Source organism: Hyphomonas johnsonii MHS-2, assembly GCF_000685275.1.
GTDB classification, from domain to species: Bacteria; Pseudomonadota; Alphaproteobacteria; order Caulobacterales; family Hyphomonadaceae; genus Hyphomonas; species Hyphomonas johnsonii.
Window position 1 is genome coordinate 237917 of the sequence record NZ_ARYK01000001.1, and the last position, 18400, is coordinate 256316.

At 63.2% G+C, this 18400-nt stretch carries 20 protein-coding genes and 1 tRNA gene; 18 read left to right on the forward strand and 3 right to left on the reverse strand.

What is annotated here, in order from left to right:
• Positions 1-36 precede the first annotated feature (36 nt).
• From HJO_RS01220 to folK, 4 genes are all read left to right on the forward strand, one after another.
• Positions 37-112, forward strand: a tRNA-Lys gene (locus HJO_RS01220).
• A gap of 212 nt (positions 113-324) precedes the next feature.
• Positions 325-1164, forward strand: a complete 840-nt coding sequence (gene folP, locus HJO_RS01225) for a dihydropteroate synthase (protein WP_241764644.1) — start codon at positions 325-327, stop codon at positions 1162-1164.
• A complete protein-coding gene (gene folB, locus HJO_RS01230) occupies positions 1161-1526 on the forward strand; it encodes a dihydroneopterin aldolase (RefSeq protein ID WP_035612715.1) in 366 nt (121 codons plus the stop codon). The genes folP and folB overlap by 4 nt, the downstream gene beginning before the upstream one ends.
• The gene (folK, locus tag HJO_RS01235) at positions 1519-2046 is read left to right on the forward strand and encodes a 2-amino-4-hydroxy-6-hydroxymethyldihydropteridine diphosphokinase (RefSeq protein ID WP_084141302.1); all 528 of its coding nucleotides are present in this window, start codon (positions 1519-1521) and stop codon (positions 2044-2046) included. The genes folB and folK overlap by 8 nt, the downstream gene beginning before the upstream one ends.
• On the opposite strand, the gene HJO_RS01240 is transcribed toward folK, so the two are convergent.
• Genes HJO_RS01240 through HJO_RS01250 form a run of 3 tightly spaced genes read right to left on the reverse strand, consistent with a single transcriptional unit; the run spans position 2043 to position 4961 of the window.
• Positions 2043-3461: an NAD(P)(+) transhydrogenase (Re/Si-specific) subunit beta gene (locus HJO_RS01240; RefSeq protein ID WP_035612718.1), complete on the reverse strand. Its 1419-nt coding sequence runs from the start codon at positions 3459-3461 to the stop codon at positions 2043-2045. The genes folK and HJO_RS01240 overlap by 4 nt on opposite strands.
• Before the next feature lie 4 nt (positions 3462-3465).
• Positions 3466-3834: a proton-translocating transhydrogenase family protein gene (locus HJO_RS01245; protein WP_035612721.1), complete on the reverse strand. Its 369-nt coding sequence runs from the start codon at positions 3832-3834 to the stop codon at positions 3466-3468.
• The gene (locus HJO_RS01250; protein ID WP_035612724.1) at positions 3831-4961 is read right to left on the reverse strand and encodes a Re/Si-specific NAD(P)(+) transhydrogenase subunit alpha; all 1131 of its coding nucleotides are present in this window, start codon (positions 4959-4961) and stop codon (positions 3831-3833) included. Before HJO_RS01250 ends, HJO_RS01245 begins: the two co-directional genes overlap by 4 nt.
• Before the next feature lie 59 nt (positions 4962-5020).
• Here HJO_RS01250 and HJO_RS01255 point away from each other — a divergent pair, with 59 nt between their 5' ends.
• The 14 genes from HJO_RS01255 (at position 5021) to HJO_RS01320 (ending at position 18387) form a co-directional block, all read left to right on the forward strand.
• Positions 5021-5788: an SDR family NAD(P)-dependent oxidoreductase gene (locus HJO_RS01255; RefSeq protein ID WP_035612727.1), complete on the forward strand. Its 768-nt coding sequence runs from the start codon at positions 5021-5023 to the stop codon at positions 5786-5788.
• Between the two features lie 98 nt (positions 5789-5886).
• Positions 5887-6153: a hypothetical protein gene (locus HJO_RS01260; protein ID WP_035612730.1), complete on the forward strand. Its 267-nt coding sequence runs from the start codon at positions 5887-5889 to the stop codon at positions 6151-6153.
• An 86-nt stretch (positions 6154-6239) separates the two neighbouring features.
• On the forward strand, positions 6240-7112 hold the full coding sequence (gene galU / locus HJO_RS01265; protein ID WP_035612733.1) for a UTP--glucose-1-phosphate uridylyltransferase GalU: 873 nt from the start codon (positions 6240-6242) through the stop codon (positions 7110-7112).
• A gap of 52 nt (positions 7113-7164) precedes the next feature.
• The gene (locus HJO_RS01270) at positions 7165-8160 is read left to right on the forward strand and encodes a threonine ammonia-lyase (RefSeq protein ID WP_035612735.1); all 996 of its coding nucleotides are present in this window, start codon (positions 7165-7167) and stop codon (positions 8158-8160) included.
• Between the two features lie 36 nt (positions 8161-8196).
• Positions 8197-9408: an FAD-dependent oxidoreductase gene (locus HJO_RS01275; protein ID WP_035612738.1), complete on the forward strand. Its 1212-nt coding sequence runs from the start codon at positions 8197-8199 to the stop codon at positions 9406-9408.
• Positions 9409-9474: 66 nt separating this feature from the next.
• Positions 9475-10176, forward strand: coding sequence for a metallophosphoesterase family protein (locus HJO_RS01280; protein WP_162173745.1), 702 nt, complete (start codon positions 9475-9477; stop codon positions 10174-10176).
• Between the two features lie 208 nt (positions 10177-10384).
• The gene (cpaB, locus tag HJO_RS01285) at positions 10385-11269 is read left to right on the forward strand and encodes a Flp pilus assembly protein CpaB (RefSeq protein ID WP_035612744.1); all 885 of its coding nucleotides are present in this window, start codon (positions 10385-10387) and stop codon (positions 11267-11269) included.
• On the forward strand, positions 11269-12561 hold the full coding sequence (locus HJO_RS01290) for a type II and III secretion system protein family protein (protein ID WP_051617942.1): 1293 nt from the start codon (positions 11269-11271) through the stop codon (positions 12559-12561). The genes cpaB and HJO_RS01290 overlap by 1 nt, the downstream gene beginning before the upstream one ends.
• A 13-nt stretch (positions 12562-12574) precedes the next feature.
• Positions 12575-12841, forward strand: a complete 267-nt coding sequence (locus HJO_RS01295) for a hypothetical protein (protein WP_035612747.1) — start codon at positions 12575-12577, stop codon at positions 12839-12841.
• A gap of 1 nt (position 12842) precedes the next feature.
• Positions 12843-14048 carry a CpaE/TadZ family protein gene (locus HJO_RS01300; RefSeq protein ID WP_156945379.1) on the forward strand — a complete coding sequence of 402 codons (1206 nt, stop codon included), beginning with the start codon at positions 12843-12845 and terminating at the stop codon, positions 14046-14048.
• Positions 14045-15436 (forward strand): TadA family conjugal transfer-associated ATPase, encoded by a 1392-nt coding sequence (locus HJO_RS01305; RefSeq protein ID WP_035612754.1) that lies wholly within the window; start codon positions 14045-14047, stop codon positions 15434-15436. Before HJO_RS01300 ends, HJO_RS01305 begins: the two co-directional genes overlap by 4 nt.
• An 11-nt stretch (positions 15437-15447) precedes the next feature.
• A complete protein-coding gene (locus HJO_RS01310) occupies positions 15448-16431 on the forward strand; it encodes a type II secretion system F family protein (protein WP_241764646.1) in 984 nt (327 codons plus the stop codon).
• A 12-nt stretch (positions 16432-16443) separates the two neighbouring features.
• Positions 16444-17379 carry a type II secretion system F family protein gene (locus HJO_RS01315; protein ID WP_035612757.1) on the forward strand — a complete coding sequence of 312 codons (936 nt, stop codon included), beginning with the start codon at positions 16444-16446 and terminating at the stop codon, positions 17377-17379.
• A 48-nt stretch (positions 17380-17427) separates the two neighbouring features.
• Positions 17428-18387, forward strand: a complete 960-nt coding sequence (locus HJO_RS01320; protein ID WP_035612760.1) for an acetyl-CoA carboxylase carboxyltransferase subunit alpha — start codon at positions 17428-17430, stop codon at positions 18385-18387.
• Positions 18388-18400: the final 13 nt, after the last annotated feature.

Genomic DNA, 18400 nt, shown 5'->3' on the forward strand with positions numbered 1-18400 from the left:
CCCGGGAACCGCCGTTGCCTAAATGGCGCCTTCGGCGTGCCCATAGCTCAGCTGGTAGAGCAACTGACTTTTAATCAGTAGGTCGCAGGTTCGAACCCTGCTGGGCACACCATCTTCCAAATATGCGGGTTTTCCAAGGGGTGTGTTTCGCGCAGCGTCACAGGCCCCCGGCCAATGGGCCTCAAGGCGGCCCAGGCCATGACAGGCGCGCGCCCGAAGGCACCTGCACCCGCAATGATCCCGGTGTGAAGACCGGCTGCCCCTGTTGCCGCTGTTGGCCATCAGGCTATAAGCGTGGCTCGGCTGCCGAGGCGTACTTACGCGATGATCCTGTCCCCTGTCACGCGCACCCGTCTCAGGGACGGCGTCCTGCACGCCATGGCCCAGGGCCCTGTCCTGATGGGCATCCTGAACGTCACGCCTGATTCCTTTTCGGACGGCGGTGCCTTTGTGGACCCCGGCATTGCCATCGCCCATGCCCGCGCGATGCTGGCGGAGGGCGCCGGCATCATCGATGTGGGCGGCGAATCAACGCGCCCCGGTGCCGAGGCGGTAAGCGAGGGCGACGAGACCCGCCGTGTCATGTCCGTGATCCCGCAGTTGCTGAAGGACGAAGCCACGGTTGTGTCGATTGACACGTACAAGGCGTCTGTCGCGCGGGCTGCGGCTGCGGCAGGGGCCGTCATCATCAATGACGTCTGGGGCATGACCCGCGATACCGGGATGGCCGATGCGGTTGCGCAAACCGGCAGCCTCATCGTCGTGACATATAATCGCGGCCAGGCCGACTCCTCGCTCAATCTGGTCGACGACATGCGGGACTTCTTCGACGCAGCCTTCGTCATGGCCGCAAGGGCGGGCATACCCCGGGAGCACGTGCTGCTCGATCCGGGCGTGGGGTTTGGCAAGACCTGGGGGCAGAACCTAACGGCCCTGTCGCGGCTCGACGTGCTGGTCGATTACGGTGTGCCCGTCCTGGTCGGTGTTTCCCGCAAGTCGTTCATTGGCCGTGTCCTTGATCGCGAGGTGGGCGACCGCCTGAGTGGCACCCTTGCCGCCGGCATCGCGAGCGTCCAGAGAGGAGCTTCCGTGCTCAGGGTCCACGACGTGGCAGCCCACGCGGACGCGCTGAAAATGCTGAAGGCGATCGACGAGGCCAGATGACCGACCGGATTTTTGTTTCGAACCTGAGCCTGCATGGCCATCACGGCGTCATGGATGCCGAAAAATCCCTCGGCCAGAAATTCATGGTCGACATGGAATGTTCGGTGATCCGGCCGGGGAATGCCGCTGACCGGATCTCTGATACGGTCCATTACGGCGAATTGTGCGACCTTGCCGCCGAAGTCTCGGCCAGCAGCGTGTTCAACCTGATCGAAACCTTCGCGGACACCGTCGCGCAGGCAATCCTGGATCGCTTTGCGCTTGTGCAGGAGGTGACGGTGACCGTGCGCAAGCCATCCGCCCCGATCAGCCATGTCGTCGACCATGTCGGCGTATCCGTCACGCGGGGCAGGAATGGCTGATGCCATCCTTGGCCTTGGCTCGAATATTGGCGACCGCGCGGGTTTCCTGACAGGTGCGCTGCGGGCGATCGACTCCCGGGCGGACTGTTCGCTGGTGACGGTTTCGTCCGCTTATCGTACCCGGCCCTGGGGCAAGACTGACCAGGGCGAGTTCATCAATCTGTGCGCGCGGGTCGAGACGAGCCTTTCACCGATCGACCTGCTCGATGCAGTGAAGGGGATCGAAGTGGACCTCGGCCGGTCCACTACCGAGCGCTGGGGCCCGCGCGAGATCGACATTGACGTCCTGGTGATGGGCACCTTGCGGGTGGACGCCCCGAAGCTCACCTTGCCCCATCCGCGGATCGGGGAGCGCCTGTTCGTTCTCATGCCCTTGGCAGAGATTGCGCCCGACCTGATGATAGACGGCGCCGGGGTGTCAGCGCTCGCAGAGGCGCTTGCCACGGCAAGCCACCCGAAAGCCTGCGTCATGGACACTGGGATCACCGCCCGGATCAAGGCGGCGATTTCCGGCGCCTAAAGCGACTTCACAATATCCTCGACCATCTTCTTGGCGTCCGCGAGCAGCATCATCGTGTTGTCGCGGAAGAAGAGTTCGTTCTGGATGCCGGCATAGCCGGAGCCCATGGACCGCTTGATGAAGAGCACCGTACCGGCATTTTCCACGTCGAGGACGGGCATGCCGTAGATCGGCGAGGTCTTGTCGGTCTTGGCGGCCGGGTTGGTGACGTCATTCGCGCCGATGACGAAGGCGACGTCGGCGGTGCTGAACTCGGAGTTGATGTCTTCCAGTTCGAAGACCTCATCATAGGGCACCTGCGCCTCGGCGAGGAGGACGTTCATGTGGCCCGGCATGCGGCCTGCGACGGGGTGGATGGCGTATTTCACTTCGACGCCTTCTTCCTTCAGCTTGTCGGCCATTTCCTTCAGGGCGTGCTGGGCCTGCGCCACTGCCATGCCGTAACCGGGCACGATGATGACCTTGGAGGCGTTCTTCATGATGAAGGCCGCGTCCTCGGCCGAGCCGCGCTTGAACGGACGATCGACCTGCGCGCCGCCTGCTGCTGCCGCGGCATCATCGCCACCGAAGCCGCCCAGGATGACCGAGATGAAGCTGCGGTTCATGCCCTTGCACATGATGTAGGAGAGGATCGCACCCGACGAACCGACCAGTGCACCTGTGATGATCAGGGCGAAGTTGCCGAGGGTGAAGCCGAGCGCTGCAGCGGCCCAGCCGGAATAGGAGTTCAGCATTGACACGACCACGGGCATGTCGGCGCCGCCGATCGGGATGATCAGCGTGATGCCGAGGATCAGGGCAAGCACCGTCAGGGCGATAAAGGCCCAATGCGCATGGCCATGGCTGGCCATCAGGACGCCAACGAGCACGATGATGCCGAGCAGGAGGGCCGAGTTGAGGACGTGGCGCCCGGGCAGCATGATCGGCGCGCCGCCCATGTTGCCGTTGAGCTTGGCGAACGCGATGAGCGAGCCCGTGAACGTCAGGGCGCCAATCGCCGAGCCGAGCGAGAGTTCAATCAGGGAGGCGACATGGATGCCCTCGGCGTCGGCAATGCCGAAGCCCGAGGGGGCATACAGTGCGGCGGCGGCCACCAGCACGGCGGCGAGGCCGACCAGGCTGTGGAACGCGGCGACAAGCTGCGGCATCGACGTCATGGCAATGCGTTTGGCGATCACTGCACCAATGGTGCCGCCAATGGCGACAGCGCCGAGGATGATGCCCCATGTGACCGGGTCGATCTGGTTCCAGAGCAGGGCAATGGTCGTGCCGACAGCAATGGCCATGCCGATCATGCCATTGCGGTTGCCCTTGCGGCTGCTGGCCGGGCTCGACAGGCCGCGCAGGGCCAGGATGAAGAGAACGCCAGCGACGAGGTAGAGCGCAGGCGCCCAGGTGGAGTGGAAACTGTCCATCAGACTACTCCCCCTTCTTTTTATACATGGCCAGCATGCGCTGGGTGACGAGGAAGCCGCCGAATATGTTGACACTGGCGAGCATGACAGCGACGCCGCCGAGGATCTTGGCAGTCCAGTTGTCAGCAGTGAGGCCGGCGGCGGCCGCGGCGACGAGGGCGCCAACGATAATCACCGAGGAGATCGCGTTGGTCACGGCCATCAGCGGCGTGTGCAGCGCAGGTGTCACGCTCCAGACCACGTAATAGCCGATGAAGCAGGCCAGCACGAAGATGGCGGCGAGGAAGACGGTCGGGTTTACACCGCCGGATTCTGCAAAGGCAGGTGCGGCGAGAAGGAACGCCGACGCGGCGAGGCTGCTGAGGCGTTTCATGATTTCACCCTGTCATTCACGGTTTCACCATTGCGCGTGAGCAGCATGGCGGTGACGATTTCGTCGTCTGTGTCGAGGTTGAGTGCGCCGTCTTCGGCGGTCACCAGCGGCAGGAAGGCGAACAGGTTCTTGGCGTAGAGCGAACTCGAATCAGCCGGCAGGCGGGCCGGGAGGTTCGAGAAGCCTGCGATCTTCACGCCGCCGACATCGACGATTTCGTCAGCCTTCGAGAGCGGGCAGTTGCCGCCCTGGCTGACGGCCATATCGACGATGACTGAACCGGGCTTCATGGTTTTCACCATCGCCTCGGTGACGAGGACGGGGGCCGCCCGGCCGGGAATTAGGGCCGTGGTGATGACGATATCCTGCTTGGTGATGTGCGAGGCCGTCAGTTCGGCCTGCTTGGCCTGGTATTCCGGCGACATCTGCTTGGCGTAGCCACCGGCCGTCTCAGCGGCCTTGAACTCTTCATCCTCGACCGCGATGAACTTGGCGCCCAGCGAAGCGACCTGTTCCTTGGCGGCGGGGCGCACATCGGTGGCCGTCACGACGCCGCCCAGGCGGCGGGCGGTCGCGATGGCCTGCAGGCCGGCAACGCCGACGCCCATGACGAACACCTTGGCCGGGGCCACGGTGCCGGCGGCGGTCATCATCATCGGCATGGCGCGGCCATAGATGTGGGCACCTTCGATCATCGAGCGGTAGCCGGCGAGGTTTGATTGAGAGGAAAGGGCGTCCATGGACTGCGCGCGGGAGATGCGCGGGGTGAATTCCATCGACATGGCTGCGATTTTCTTGGCGTTGAGCGCGTCGAGCAGGCCGGGCTCCAGCGCGAACGGGTCCATCAGGGCGAGCAGGGTCGCGCCGTCCGGCAGGGCCGCGACTTCGGCGACCTCCGGTCCACGCACCTTGAACACCACATCCGCACCCTTGGCAGCGTCGGCGGCATCGCTGCCAATCGTCGCCCCTTCGGCCTTGTACGCATCATCCATAAAGCCCGCGACCGTTCCGGCACCCGTCTCGACGGTTACGGAATGTCCCAGACCCACCAATTTCTTGACGGTCTCCGGTGTTGCGGCCACACGGGTCTCACCGGAGCGTCGCTCCCTCAGCACTGATATCTTCATGCAGGGGAGATAGGGACAAATTATTGCGTGGTGCAACACCAAAATTGGAGATCAGGGGCATGAGTATGTTTAGTCTGGCTAATCGGACAGCGTTGGTTACCGGAGCGTCAAGCGGACTGGGGCGTCATTTCGCGCTCGTTCTGTCGGATGCCGGCGCCCACGTGGTACTGGCTGCCCGGCGGATGGACCGGCTCGAAGCGGTCGCTCAGGAGATCGAAGGCCGAGGGGGCAAGGCGCTGCCGGTCGAAATGGACGTCACCAGCGAAGACAGCGTAACCGGGGCGTTCGCAGAGATTGCTGATTCGCTCGGGCGGCCTTGCGATGTGATCGTCAACAATTCCGGCATGTCGCGCGAAGGCTGGTTCACCAAAATGAGTGAGGACGACTGGAACGCGGTGATGAACACGAATCTCACCGGCGTCTGGCGCGTCGCAAAGCACGGGGCAAACGCGATGACCAATGCCAAGGTGCCGGGTTCGATCATCAATATCGCGTCGATTACCGCATTCCGGACGCAGTACATGTCGACAGCCTATTGCGTGTCGAAGGCGGGGGTCGACCATATGACCCGCCAGATGGCACTCGAAATGGCCCGTTCGGGTGTGCGTGTGAACGCGATCGCGCCGGGATATTTCAAGACCGAGATCAATGACGACTTCCTCGAGTCGGAAGAGGGCCTGAAGATGATCAGGCGGATCGGCCAACGCAGGATCGGCGAGGTTTCGGAGCTTTCCGGCGCTTTGCTGCTGCTCGCGTCAGATGCGGGAAGCTACATGACCGGCTCGACAATCGTTGTCGACGGTGGCCACACGCTGTCGCCGCTCTGACACGCTGGTAAAAAAACTCCGGAATATTTTGTTGAAAACCGTTAGCCAAACCTTAGGGGCTGAATGGCATACGAAATGGACCAATATCCGGAGTTCACATGGCCGCGCAGCCCGTCAAACACCAGCCTTCCCACGATCAGGACGCCAGTGACGTCCCGTCGAAAGACGGTGCGTCAAGTGTCCAACCTGTAGACGCTGGTGCACAAACCATGCATGTCGCGTCGCCGGCACGTGCGCTGCAGGAACGCGTGCTCGCCGAACTGTCGCAGCCGGCCTCAAGCGCGTTCCGCCGGATATTCGGCATGGTCCTCGTCGTCTGCCTGTCGACCTGGTTTGCTGCGTTCATCTTTTACGCGGTCAACTGAGCGCCTGACGGCACTGGCCATCGCCCGCAAATTGCGGGATAGGGCGCACCAATACTCCAGGCTTGAACAGGAATGAGGAGCCCTCGATGCGCGTCAGGAAAGCTGTACTCCCGGTTGCCGGAATGGGGACCCGGGTCCTTCCCGCAACGAAATCGATCCCGAAGGAAATGCTGCCGGTGGTCGACCGGCCTGCCATCCAGTACGTGGTGGACGAGGCGCTCGAGGCGGGCATCGAGCACATCGTGTTCGTGACTGGCCGGAACAAAGGCGCCATCGAGGACTATTTCGACCGGGCCTATGAACTCGAATCGTCGCTGACCGCCAAGCGCAAGGACGCCATCCTTGAGCAATTGCAGAAGATGTTGCTGCCAGCCGGCAGCGCGAGTTTCGTGCGCCAGCAGGCGCCGCTCGGCCTTGGCCACGCCATCTGGTGTGCCCGCGACATCATCGGCAACGAGCCGTTCGCCGTGCTGTTGCCGGATGTGATCGTGAAAGCCTCGCCATCCTGCCTTGCCCAGATGGTGCAGGCATATGAAACGGTGGGCGGAAATATCGTTGCCGTCGACCCCGTGCCGATGGACCGGGTCTCGTCCTATGGCGTGATCGCCCCGAAATCGCGCGACGGCCGCCTGATCGAAATGTCAGGCATGGTCGAAAAGCCACCAGTCGAATCGGCCCCCTCCAATCTCAAGATCACCGGGCGCTATATCCTGCAGCCAGAAATCTTTGGCCTGCTTGCAGACCAGGCGGCCGGCGCAGGTGGCGAAATCCAGCTGACCGACGCGATGGTCCGGCAGATGGAGACGCAGAGCTACCACGCCTACGAATTCGAGGGACGCGAGTATGATTGCGGGTCCAAGCTCGGCTATTTCGAAGCAGTGCTGGCGCATGCGATCGACAATGAAGAGACTGCTGAAGGTGCGCGTGACCTGATCCGGAAACTGGCTGCCACCCTTTAAGGCCGCACTTTTCGGTTTGAAGGCGCCTCGCGGCCGGGTTAGGGCTGGTCCGATGAGCGCTGCGGTCCGATTGCCCGATTTTGACGATGTCGTTGCTGCAGGAGCGCGCGTGGCGCAGGTTGCGCGCGAAACACCGATACTTGTCCATCCGGCACTCGATGCTGCCGCAGGCGCCGAGGTGCTGGTCAAGGCCGAGTGCCTTCAGGTGACCGGCAGTTTCAAGATCCGGGGCGCGATGAACCGGCTGGCTCAGATGGGTGCCGCCAGCCGCAAGGCTGGGGTTGTCGCGTATTCGTCCGGAAACCACGCGCAAGGGGTTGCCCGCGCGGCCCGGTTGCTCGGCATGCCGGCGCTGATCGTCATGCCGTCCGACGCGCCGCAGGTGAAGGTGGACGGCGTCCTCACCGACGGCGGTGAAGTGCATCTCTATGACCGGAACACCGAAAGCCGCGAGGATATCGCAGGACGCATCGCCGAGGCGCGTGGCGCTGTGGTCGTCCCGAGTTTCGACGATGCGGACATCATTGCCGGCCAGGGCACGCTGGGGCTGGAATTCGCGCGCCAGGTGGCCGCACGTGGCGCACCGTTGGACCATCTTGTGTGCTGTGCTGGCGGCGGCGGCCTGATTACCGGCGTGGCGCTGGCATGCGAAGGCGTGTCACCCGGCACCCGGGTCTGGACGGCAGAGCCGGAAGGCCATGACGACTGGGCCCGGTCTCTGGCGGCCGGTGAAGTTGTCGCCAATGCCCCCGGTACGCGCTCGTTTTGCGACGCGATCCTGACCCCGGCCCCGGGAGTCCTGACGTTTCCCCTTGGCAAGCGATTGCTGGCAGGCGGCCTGGTGGTCAGCGATGCAGAGGTTCGCGACGCCATGCGGTTTGCGTTCAGGCACCTGAAGATTGTTGCAGAGCCCGGCGGCGCTGCCGCACTGGCAACCGCTACACGCGGCCTGCCCGAGACGATGCGCGGCAGCCGGGTCGGTGTTATCGTTACGGGCGGCAATGTCGATGCCGCGCTGTTTTCGGAGGTGATCCGGTCGAATAGCTGACAGACGACACGGTGCTGAGCAGAAACGGAGGTCTCCATGCGCGCACTGACTTCTCAATGCTGTATTGCGGGAGGCGGCCCTGCGGGCCTGATGATGGGCTATCTGCTCGCGCGATCCGGTGTCGATGTGATTGTGCTGGAAAAGCATGCCGACTTCCTGCGCGATTTCCGCGGCGACACGGTGCATCCCTCGACGCTGGAACTGTTTCGCGAACTCGGTTTGCTGGATGGCCTCCTGTCGCGGCCTTACCAGAAGACCGAACGGATATCGGTCACCGTGAACGGCAGGCGCTACGATCTCGCCGATTTCACGCGCCTGCCGGTTCACAGCAAGTTCGTTGCGATGATGCCGCAATGGGACCTGCTCGATTTCATTGCCGATCAAGCCCGCAAGCTGCCGAACTTCCGCCTGATGATGTCCACCGAGGCCAAGGCGCTGGTTGAAGCGGATGGGCGTATCCAGGGCGTGACGGCGCAATCGCCGGATGGCCTGATTGACGTGCGGTCTGTCCTGACGGTCGCTGCGGATGGGCGTGACTCGCGCCTGCGTGCCCAGTCCGGCCTTGAGGTGAAAGACCTCGGTGCGCCGATCGATGTGTTCTGGATGCGGCTGCCGCGTGTACCCGACGGTGTGGGCGAGTCCTTCGGCACGCTCGGCGCAGGTGGATTTCTCGTCCAGATCAATCGCGGCGACTATTGGCAATGTGCGTTGCCGGTTCCCAAGGGCGGCGCGGACACGATCCGTGCAGAAGGCCTGGAAGCCTTCCGCGCCCGGCTGACACGCCTGGCCCCCGGCCTCGCAGGGGTCGCGGAGACGTTGACGAGCTGGGACGACATCAAGCTTTTGACCGTGCAGGTGAACCGCCTCAAGACGTGGCGGCGTGAGGGGCTGTTGTGCATCGGGGATGCGTCGCATGCGATGTCGCCTATCGGGGGTGTCGGCATCAACCTGGCCGTACAGGACGCCGTTGCGGCTGCGCGCATCCTTGCGCCCCACCTGAGACGCGATGAAGCCCCGGAACAGGCGCTTGCAGCGGTTCAGAAGCGCCGCGAATTGCCGACCCGGCTGACGCAACGCGCGCAGATCGCCGCGCAGGACCGCGTCCTGCTTCCTGTTCTGACACAAGCGGAACCGCCGAAGGCGCCATTATTCCTGAAAGTGCTGGACCATGTGCCATTCCTGCGCGGCTTCACTGCCCGGGCGGTGGGCATCGGTGCGAGACCGGAGCATTGGTATAATGAACCCTGAGGCGGAATGGCCCGAATGGCATCGCGCGGCCTTCCGAAACCGGCGCTGCGCCCCCAAGTGCATGGCATGACCGAGACAACCTATTGCGCGATTGGCGACATACATGGCGAACTGGACCGGCTGAAGGCGCTGCACGACAGCGTTCGCCGGCATGCTGATGGGGTTACCGGCGGCGCGCCGGTGACCTTCGTGCATCTCGGCGACCTGATTGACCGGGGCCAGGATTCCTGTGGCGTGGTCGACTACCTGATGGAACTGGAATGTGATCCGGTTCAGCGGTCGATAACCATCCGCGGTAACCATGAACAGCTGATGATCCAGACCGTGCGCGACAAGGATGAATCGTCGCGCGACCGGTGGCTAGAGTGGGGTGGGCGGGCGACACTGGACAGCTATCACCGGCGCGGCCTCGACGGGCCGCCGGATCACCACCTGGACTGGCTTGCTGCCCTGCCGACGATTTATCGCGACGAAGCGCGTGACCTTGTCTTTGTCCATGCGGGCGTTGATCCGGACCGGTTTCCGGACTGCGGTGAGCGGACACAGATGTGGACCCGGCGCCGGGAGTTCTTCGATCCGCGCTGCTGGACGGCCCCCGGGCTTGTCGGGCAGACGATCGTGCACGGCCACTCGCCGACAGAAGACGACAAACCGGAAGTCGCTGGCGCAGGCCAGCGCATAAATATAGACACCGGTGCGGTTTACGGCGGCCGTCTGACGGCGGCTTTTCTGGTCCCCGGCGAGCAGCCGGTCTTCCTGCATACCTGATCCCAACCGGACGCGATGGCCTGTGAGGGCTGATCATTTCCCCTCGCAAGAGGCTGATTCATAAGCGCTTAATGTAGGTTCCCGCTTGGTTAACGGGCCGTTCTGTTCCGTTTCGAGATTTGCCCCGCACTCTTCAACTGGCCTTATAGCCTGCTGGTTATCTTGTCCGCTGACCTGGTGGCGGTCATGGACAAGAGGGCAATCCGCAATGAAAGCAACACCCCTGATAAGCCTCGGCCTATCACTTGTGCTTGGCGCAGGCGCCATTTTCGTCGGCCGCCAGTACATGACGTCGAACGCTTCGGACGCGGCCGCTGCAAGCTTTGTGCCAGCGGTGGAGATGTCGGGCATCCTGATCGCCACGGCCACGATCGAGACCGGCGACCTGGTTGACGGGTCGATGATGAAGGCGGCTTCGTGGCCGACCGAAGCCATCCCCGAAGGCGCAATGCGCAGCGTCGACGAACTCAAGGACGTTGTCTATGCCCGCGGCCTGATCCTTCCCGGTGAACCGATCATGCGCGAGAAGCTGGACGATACCGGCGCCGTGCTGACGTTGGCTGCGTCGATCACGCCGGGCATGCGGGCCGTTTCGGTCGTGGTCGGCAATGACACGGGCGTGGCCGGCTTTGTCCTGCCGGGCGACCGCGTCGATGTGAATGAATTCCTTCCGCTGGAAACGCTCGGCAGGAGCCGTGTCAGCGAATCCGATGGCATGCGGACTTCGGGCGACCTGGTCGCGCGGTCGGTTCTCAAGAACGTCAAGGTCCTGGCAGTCGACCAGACGTTCGACCCGGGCCTGGAAGGCGCGCTGCCGTCGAACACTGTGACCCTTGAAGTGACGCCGGCGGGTGCGCTGACACTCGGTGCGGCGAGCCAGCGCAACGCGCTCGGCCTGTCGCTCATCGGTCGCAAGGAAGAAGCGGTCGTTGTCGCCGAGGAGCGCAAGGAACCCGTCCGCAGAGTAGTGCGGGCAGCGCCTGTGCGACGCGCCCCGTCGACGACCACTGTGCGCGTCATCAATGGCGACGCTGAAACCAAGGTGACAGCGCCGGTCGCCAAGCAAAAAGAAACGAAAGAGGAGGCAAGCTGATGCCGTTGCTTCGGAATCTCCTGGCCGCCTGCCTGGCTGTGATCGTGTTTGCTGCACCGGCAGCGGGCGCCTGGACACAGCGCAATGCAGTCGAGGGTGCCGGCGTTCTCGTCCTCGAAAAGGGGCGCTCGACCGTGGTCGAATCCGACCTCGGCTTCTCCACCATTGTCGTCGCTGATCCTGAAATCGCGGACGCGATGGCGACATCCAACCGGTCGTTCTTCCTGCGCGGCAAGCTGCCGGGATCCACGACCGTATTGATCTACAACGCTGCCGGCGAGATCGCCGAACTGATCGACGTCGAAGTCGAACTCGGCCTCGACGAGCTGCGGACGGACCTGAAGAACCTGCTGCCGGGCGAGGAAATCAATGTCTATCCGGTGCACGACGGCGTTTTCCTTGATGGCAAGATGACGACCGCCGGTGCCGTCGACATGGCGTTGCAGCTGGCTGAGCGTCACGTGCCGGGCGGCGTGGCCAACGGCCTGTCGGTCGGCCAGAGCCAGCAGGTCCTGCTCGAAGTGCGCTTCCTCGAAGCCAGCCGAAGCGCCGTCAAGGAGATCGGCTTCGGCAGCTCGATTGATGCCCGTGATGCTGTTGCCGTGACGGACCCGACGACCGTGTCGGGCCTCGCTGAAAAGACGATCGCGCTGTTCACCAATGTCGGCAACGAGAACATCGACATCCAGCTGCGCGCGCTGGAGCAGAAGGGCATGATCCGGACTCTGGCCGAGCCAAACCTCGTCGCATTGTCAGGCGACACGGCAAGCTTCCTCGCTGGCGGCGAATACCCGATCCCTGTCGCCAGCAAGGACAACCAGATATCCATCGAATTCAAGAAATTCGGTGTCAGCCTCGATTTCACGCCGACGGTTCTCGGCGACGGGCTGGTGAACCTGCGTGTGCGCCCTGAAGTGTCTTCGATCGACCGATCGAACGGCATCCGGACGGCGAATATCGAAATTCCGGGCATTTCCGTCCGCCGGGCCGACACGACCGTCGAACTGCATGACGGACAGGCGTTCGCCATCGCCGGCCTGCTGCAGAACGATTATTCGAACGATGTGCGGCAGACGCCCTGGATCGGCAACATTCCCATCCTTGGTACGCTGTTCGCCTCCAAGCGCTTCCAGAAGAAGGAAAGCGAACTGGTGATCATCGTGACGCCGCGTCTGGTCCAGCCAGCTGCACATCCCGAACTTCTCGGAAACCCATTGCAAGCCTTTGCCGAACCGTCCGAGGCGGAGTTCTTCCTGCTCAACAAGACGGCTTCGGTTCCGGCTGCAAACTAGCGGAGACTCAGACATGTCACGATCCTTCAAGGCCTCCCTCGCATTCCTGTCCCTGGCGCTCGTCCCGGCCTGCGCCGCGTATGATCATCAGGATGCCAACCTGCTGGGTGAAGCGAACCGTTCGAACATTGCGCTTCAATCTGTCCGCGACGTGAACCTGCCGAACTCCAAGGCGGTCGAAACGACGTCAGGCGTCCGCGCGGCGAAGGCCGTGAAGGCACTGAACGAAGGCAAGTCAACACAGCTGCGCCAGGCCGATGCCGGCGGCGGAGGCAGCTGAAATGGCTGAACCAGCTCTCAAGGCCGAAGAGTCCCGCGCCCCGCCATCGGGTCGCGTGATCCCGTCGCTGGCAGCGTTGGTCACACCCGAGCGGCTGGCGGCGCTGAAGGAATTTTGCGTCGAACTGACCGATCTTTCCGGCCTGTCGCCATCGCAGATCGTCATTGGTCATGGTGGCGGACTCGTGGTGGTGGAGCAGGGTGTCGACGGGTATGACCAGATCATCCTGACGCTCGCGGTCGAGCGCCCGGGTACGGCCGTCATCGTCATCTCCGATCAGCTTCCCGGCCATATGGTTCGGGCCCTGATGAAGATCGAGGCGTCGGACATCGTTCCCGCCGCGGCCAGCATCAGTGAGATCATCGAGGCCGCGCACCAATTGCGGGAAACGCAAACCGTCCAGGGTGGCGGTGCGACGTCGAAGTGCTGGGCATTCCGCGGCGCTGTCGGAGGTGCAGGCGTCTCGACGCTCGCCATCGAGAGCGCGTTCAGCCTCGCCCGGAAGGTCGGGCCCGGCAAAGTCTGCCTCGTCGACCTGAACGTGGCGGACGGCATGACGACGTCGTTCCTGGAGGCGATACCGAAACTTGATCTCGACGCCCTTGCCGCTGCGCCGGAACGGCTCGACCCGCGCCTGCTGGCGGCCTGGTGCTGGGAACACGCTGACGGTGTGTCCCTCATCGCGGCACCCCGCAACCCGGATGCGGATGCCCTGGCCAGTGAAGCCGCTGTGCTGCGCCTGCTGGATGTCGCCTGCGGTGTCTTCGAATACGTGATCGTCGACATGCCACGCCACATGATGCCGTGGACCAAGTCGGTGCTTGCCGCCGTGGACGAAGCAATCATCATCAGCGAGCTGACCGTGCCGAGCCTGCATGCTGCGGCCGACATGTGCCGCGAGACCGACGTTCTGCGCGGCGACCAGAGCAAGGCAAAGCTCGTGCTGAACCGGATGTTCCCGAAGAAGCGCTTCCGCGCGGAATTTGCCGTCGACAAGGCCGAGCAGGCGATCGATCGCAAGATCCACACGACGGTGGCGTCCGACTGGGACGCGGCCCGCACGGCCGTAAACCTCGGCAAGCCGATCGCGGACGTCAAGCCGAAGAGCCAGCTGGTCGCGGACGTTGCCCGCATGATCGACGAACTGGTGCCAGCCGAAATGGCTGAGGCAGCAGAGAAACCCAAACAGCGAAAGCGTAGCAAATGAGTCGTTTCGGACTGACCAGCGTCGCACCCAAGCCTGCAACCTCCACCGCTGCGAGCCCGGCAGCAGCGGCCCCGGCGTCGCCGGTGCCCGCAACCCGTGGCAAGCCGGAGCCGCAGGGGTTCGACCTGCTGGACGCCAAGTTGCGGGTGCATGCGAAACTGATCGACGAACTTGACCTGTCGGCGCTCGACAAGCTCGATGATGATACGATGCGCCAGCGTGTGCGCGGGATCATTTCCGACATTATCCGCAAGGAAGAGATGGCGCTGTCTGCTGCCGAAGAGACGTCCTTCGCCGATGCGGTGATGGACGAAATGACCGGACTCGGACCCATCGAGCCGCTGCTCAAGGATGATTCGATTGCGGATATCCTGATCAACGGCTGTGACCAGGTTTACATCGAACGGAACGGCGAGCTGCAACTGGCGCCCGTCCGCTTTGCCGACAATGACCACCTCCTGCGCATCGTGCAGCGTATTGTGTCCGCCGTCGGCCGCCGCGTTGACGAGAGCCAGCCGCTGGTCGATGCGCGCCTGCTGGACGGCAGCCGCGTCAACGCCGCGATCGCGCCCATCGCGATCGACGGGCCGCTGGTCTCGATCCGGAAATTCTCCAAGTCGCCCCTGACAATAGAAAAACTTGTCGGGTTCGGCGCCATTCCGGGCCCGGTTGCAGAATTCATCCTGGGTGCCGTGAAGTGCAAGGCATCGACGGTGATTTCCGGCGGTACGGGCTCGGGCAAGACAACGCTGCTGAACGCCTTGTCGTCCGCGATCAGCCCCAAGGAACGCATGATCACGATCGAGGATGCGGCTGAACTCCAGCTGCAGCAGCCGCATGTTGCGCGCATGGAAACGCGCCCACCCAATATTGAGGGCAAGGGCGAAATCCGCCAGCGCGAACTCGTCAAGAACGCCCTGCGGATGCGCCCTGACCGGGTCATCCTCGGCGAGGTTCGGGGCGAGGAAGCCTTCGACATGCTTCAGGCCATGAACACCGGCCACGAAGGCTCGATGGCTACAATCCACGCCAACAATCCGCGTGATGCGATCACCCGCCTCGAGCAGATGGTGATGATGGGCGGCATGAAAATATCCGAGGAAGCCATCCGGGGGCAGATTGCCTCGGCCGTGAACTTCATCGTTCAGGCGTCGCGCCTGTCCGACGGTTCGCGCAAGGTGATGTCGATTGCCGAGATTACCGGGATGGAAGGGGCGGTCATCCAGATCCAGGAAATCTTCAAGTTCGAGCGCACGGGCACATCGGATGAAGGCAAGGTGATCGGCAAGTTCATTGCCACCGGTCTGCGGCCAAAATTCCTTGACGAGATGGAGCGGCGCGGCGTGCACATGCCGGCATCCATGTTCGATCCCTCAACCGAGTTCTGAGGCGAAATATCATGCCTGGATTGCCGGACCTTTCCAATGTCAGCATGGTGCTTGTTATCCCCTTCGTCATGGCGGCAGGGGCCTTCTTCCTGTTGATCCAGGCGACGCTGTCATTGGTGACGCAGGCACAGACACAGCGCATCGTGAACCAGCGCCTGCAATTCAAGGACAGGTTCGCCTCGACGAACGAGGCGATGGTTGAATTGCGCAAGAGTCGCGGCCTCGATGCCGATGGCAATTTCATGATGCCGGTGGCGTGGTTCAACCGGCTCGTCGTGCGGACCGGATTGCCTTACCAACCCTGGAAATGGGCGGGCATGGCGCTGGTCGGCAGCGTCGTCGTGGCGGGGGCCTACATTCACTTCGTCGGTGGCTGGGTGGGCGCCATCGGTGTCAGCCTCGCCGCCTTCGTGGCGGGGCCGCTGTTCGTGCTCAACCACGTCGCCAACAAGCGCATGAAACAGCTGGCGACACAATTGCCCGACGCCCTGCAGATCGTCTGTCGCAGCCTTGAGGCCGGGCACCCCGTGGCGACCGCGGTGGCGCTGGTGGCGCGTGAAATGCCGGACCCGATCGGTACTGAATTCGGCATGGCAGCCGACGAGGTGTCTTACGGCTTCTCGCTGACCAATGCCGTCCAGCGCATGGCCGAGCGTGCCGGCGATCCGGACGTCGAACTGTTCGGGGCAACCGTCCGCCTGCAGGAGAAGACCGGCGGCAACCTGTGCGAATTGCTGAAGGCCAACACGACGACGATCCGCGAACGCCAGACCATGCGGCTGAAAGTGAGGGCCGCGTCGTCCGAAGGCCGCGTCTCGGCGATGATCCTGACGGCGGCGCCCTTCATGGTGATGGCCGCCATCTACTCGATCCAGCCAAGCTTCTATCTCGACGTTATCGATGATCCGATGATCCAGTACGGCTTTGCCGGATTGTTCACGTGGATGTTCATCGGGAACATGGTGATGCGCAAGATGATCAACTTCAAGATGTAGGTGGACAGGCTGATGGACATCTCCTTCCTGTCGGGCGCATGGGCCCCGCTCCTGATGCTCGCTGCCGCGACCGTGCTGGCGGTGCCGAGTCTCTTGTCATTCCTGCGCGGACGGCGCGAGTCCGAGCAGGTCGAGCGACGCCTGGAGCGCCGCCGCACCCCGCGCGAGGAGGCTGAAGGAAACAGCCGGAACGAGAGCCGGATCGGAAAGGCCGTGACTGGCCTGACCGACCAGGCGACACCGGACGATGCGGAAAGCGTCAGCGTGGCGCGGGCCAAGCTTATCGCAGCCGGGTTCTCGAACCCGACGGCTGTTGGGCGCTATTATTTTGCCCGCCTCGTTTGCGTCGTCATCCCGCAGATCGGCCTGTTCTTTGCGCTGCCCTACATGGCAGAGCTTCCCTGGTATGCGCCGCTGGCCTCGTCGATCGGGCTTGTGCTCGTCGGCCTCGGCGCGCCGGCATTCTTTCTCGACAGGCGCATCAACGGGCGCCGGCAGGAATGTTCCGGTGGCTTTCCTGACATGATGGACCTGCTGGTGGCCTGCGTCGAAGCGGGCCTCAGCCTGGATGCATCGGTCCAGCGCGTCGGCGAGGAGCTGGAACTGCGCCACCCGATCATCGCGGGGCACATGCGCACGCTGTCACTCGAATTGCGGGCGGGACGGGCCCGCAAGACGGCATGGCGCGGATTTGCCGACCGACTGGGAATCGAGGAGGCAGGATCGCTGGCAACCATGCTGCGACAGGCCGAGGAAATGGGGACCAGTCTTGGCCAGACTCTGCGGGTATTCTCTGCCGATATGCGCCAGCGCCGCATCCTCTATGCTGAGGAAAAAGCCATGGCCCTGCCGGCGAAACTGACGTTGCCCCTGATTTTCTTCGTGTTTCCCGTTCTCCTGGGCGTCCTGGTCATGCCGACCGTCGTGATGTTCCGGGAAATATTCTGATGAAAACGGCGCTAGGCGAGTCGGGCACACATTGCTAAACCTTGTCGCATGAGCACAACCTATCTCGACTTTGAAAAACCCATTGCCGAACTCGACGCGAAGATTGCCGAGCTCGAAACCCTGTCCGGGCAGAAGGGTGGGCCGTCCATCAAGGACGAACTCAACAAGCTGAAGGCCAAATCGACCAAGCAGCTGAAGGACATCTATTCAGACCTCTCGGCCTGGCGGAAAACACAGGTTGCCCGGCATCCTGACCGCCCGCACCTGTCTGATTATATCGAGACCATTTTCGAAGACTTCGAGGAACTGGCGGGCGACCGGCTGTTTGGCAATGACGAGGCCATCATTGGCGGCCTGGCCCGGTTCAAGGGCCGTTCCGTGGTCATCATGGGCCATGAAAAGGGCCGCACGACCGAAAAGCGCCTGAAGCACAATTTCGGCATGGCGCACCCGGAAGGCTATCGCAAGGCGGTGCGCCTGATGGACCTGGCCGAGAAGTTCAACCTGCCGGTCCTGAGTTTTCCAGACACGGCGGGCGCCTATCCCGGCAAGGGCGGCGAAGAGCGCGGACAGGCCGAGGCGATTGCGCGCGGCACCCAGCGTGGCCTGTCACTTGGCGTGCCTTTCGTCACGCTGATCATCGGCGAAGGCATGTCGGGCGGCGCGATCGGTATCGCGGCGGCCAATACGGTACTGATGATGGAACATGCGATCTATTCGGTGATCTCGCCGGAAGGCTGCGCGTCGATCCTCTACCGCGACCCGGCCAAGGCCCGCGACGCGGCGGACGCGATGAAGATCACGGCGCCGGACCTGCTGAAGACAAAGGTGATCGACGGAGTCATCAAGGAGCCTGTTGGCGGTGCGCACCGCGACCCGCAACGGGCCATGGCATCGGCAGCCAAGGCGCTGGATACCGCGCTCAAGAACCTGGAAGGCCTGTCACCGCAGGAATTGCGTCGCCAGCGCCGTGACCGTTTCTACGCGATCGGCCGCGAGATCGTCTAAGCCCTGCTTGTAT

Coding starts and splice junctions, on each gene's coding strand:
- folP (WP_241764644.1), top strand. CDS start 325: ATGATCCTGTCCCCTGTCACGCGCACCCGTCTCAGGGACGGCGTCCTG.
- folB (WP_035612715.1), top strand. CDS start 1,161: ATGACCGACCGGATTTTTGTTTCGAACCTGAGCCTGCATGGCCATCAC.
- folK (WP_084141302.1), top strand. CDS start 1,519: ATGGCTGATGCCATCCTTGGCCTTGGCTCGAATATTGGCGACCGCGCG.
- HJO_RS01240 (WP_035612718.1), bottom strand. CDS start 3,461: ATGGACAGTTTCCACTCCACCTGGGCGCCTGCGCTCTACCTCGTCGCT.
- HJO_RS01245 (WP_035612721.1), bottom strand. CDS start 3,834: ATGAAACGCCTCAGCAGCCTCGCCGCGTCGGCGTTCCTTCTCGCCGCA.
- HJO_RS01250 (WP_035612724.1), bottom strand. CDS start 4,961: ATGAAGATATCAGTGCTGAGGGAGCGACGCTCCGGTGAGACCCGTGTG.
- HJO_RS01255 (WP_035612727.1), top strand. CDS start 5,021: ATGAGTATGTTTAGTCTGGCTAATCGGACAGCGTTGGTTACCGGAGCG.
- HJO_RS01260 (WP_035612730.1), top strand. CDS start 5,887: ATGGCCGCGCAGCCCGTCAAACACCAGCCTTCCCACGATCAGGACGCC.
- galU (WP_035612733.1), top strand. CDS start 6,240: ATGCGCGTCAGGAAAGCTGTACTCCCGGTTGCCGGAATGGGGACCCGG.
- HJO_RS01270 (WP_035612735.1), top strand. CDS start 7,165: ATGAGCGCTGCGGTCCGATTGCCCGATTTTGACGATGTCGTTGCTGCA.
- HJO_RS01275 (WP_035612738.1), top strand. CDS start 8,197: ATGCGCGCACTGACTTCTCAATGCTGTATTGCGGGAGGCGGCCCTGCG.
- HJO_RS01280 (WP_162173745.1), top strand. CDS start 9,475: ATGACCGAGACAACCTATTGCGCGATTGGCGACATACATGGCGAACTG.
- cpaB (WP_035612744.1), top strand. CDS start 10,385: ATGAAAGCAACACCCCTGATAAGCCTCGGCCTATCACTTGTGCTTGGC.
- HJO_RS01290 (WP_051617942.1), top strand. CDS start 11,269: ATGCCGTTGCTTCGGAATCTCCTGGCCGCCTGCCTGGCTGTGATCGTG.
- HJO_RS01295 (WP_035612747.1), top strand. CDS start 12,575: ATGTCACGATCCTTCAAGGCCTCCCTCGCATTCCTGTCCCTGGCGCTC.
- HJO_RS01300 (WP_156945379.1), top strand. CDS start 12,843: ATGGCTGAACCAGCTCTCAAGGCCGAAGAGTCCCGCGCCCCGCCATCG.
- HJO_RS01305 (WP_035612754.1), top strand. CDS start 14,045: ATGAGTCGTTTCGGACTGACCAGCGTCGCACCCAAGCCTGCAACCTCC.
- HJO_RS01310 (WP_241764646.1), top strand. CDS start 15,448: ATGCCTGGATTGCCGGACCTTTCCAATGTCAGCATGGTGCTTGTTATC.
- HJO_RS01315 (WP_035612757.1), top strand. CDS start 16,444: ATGGACATCTCCTTCCTGTCGGGCGCATGGGCCCCGCTCCTGATGCTC.
- HJO_RS01320 (WP_035612760.1), top strand. CDS start 17,428: ATGAGCACAACCTATCTCGACTTTGAAAAACCCATTGCCGAACTCGAC.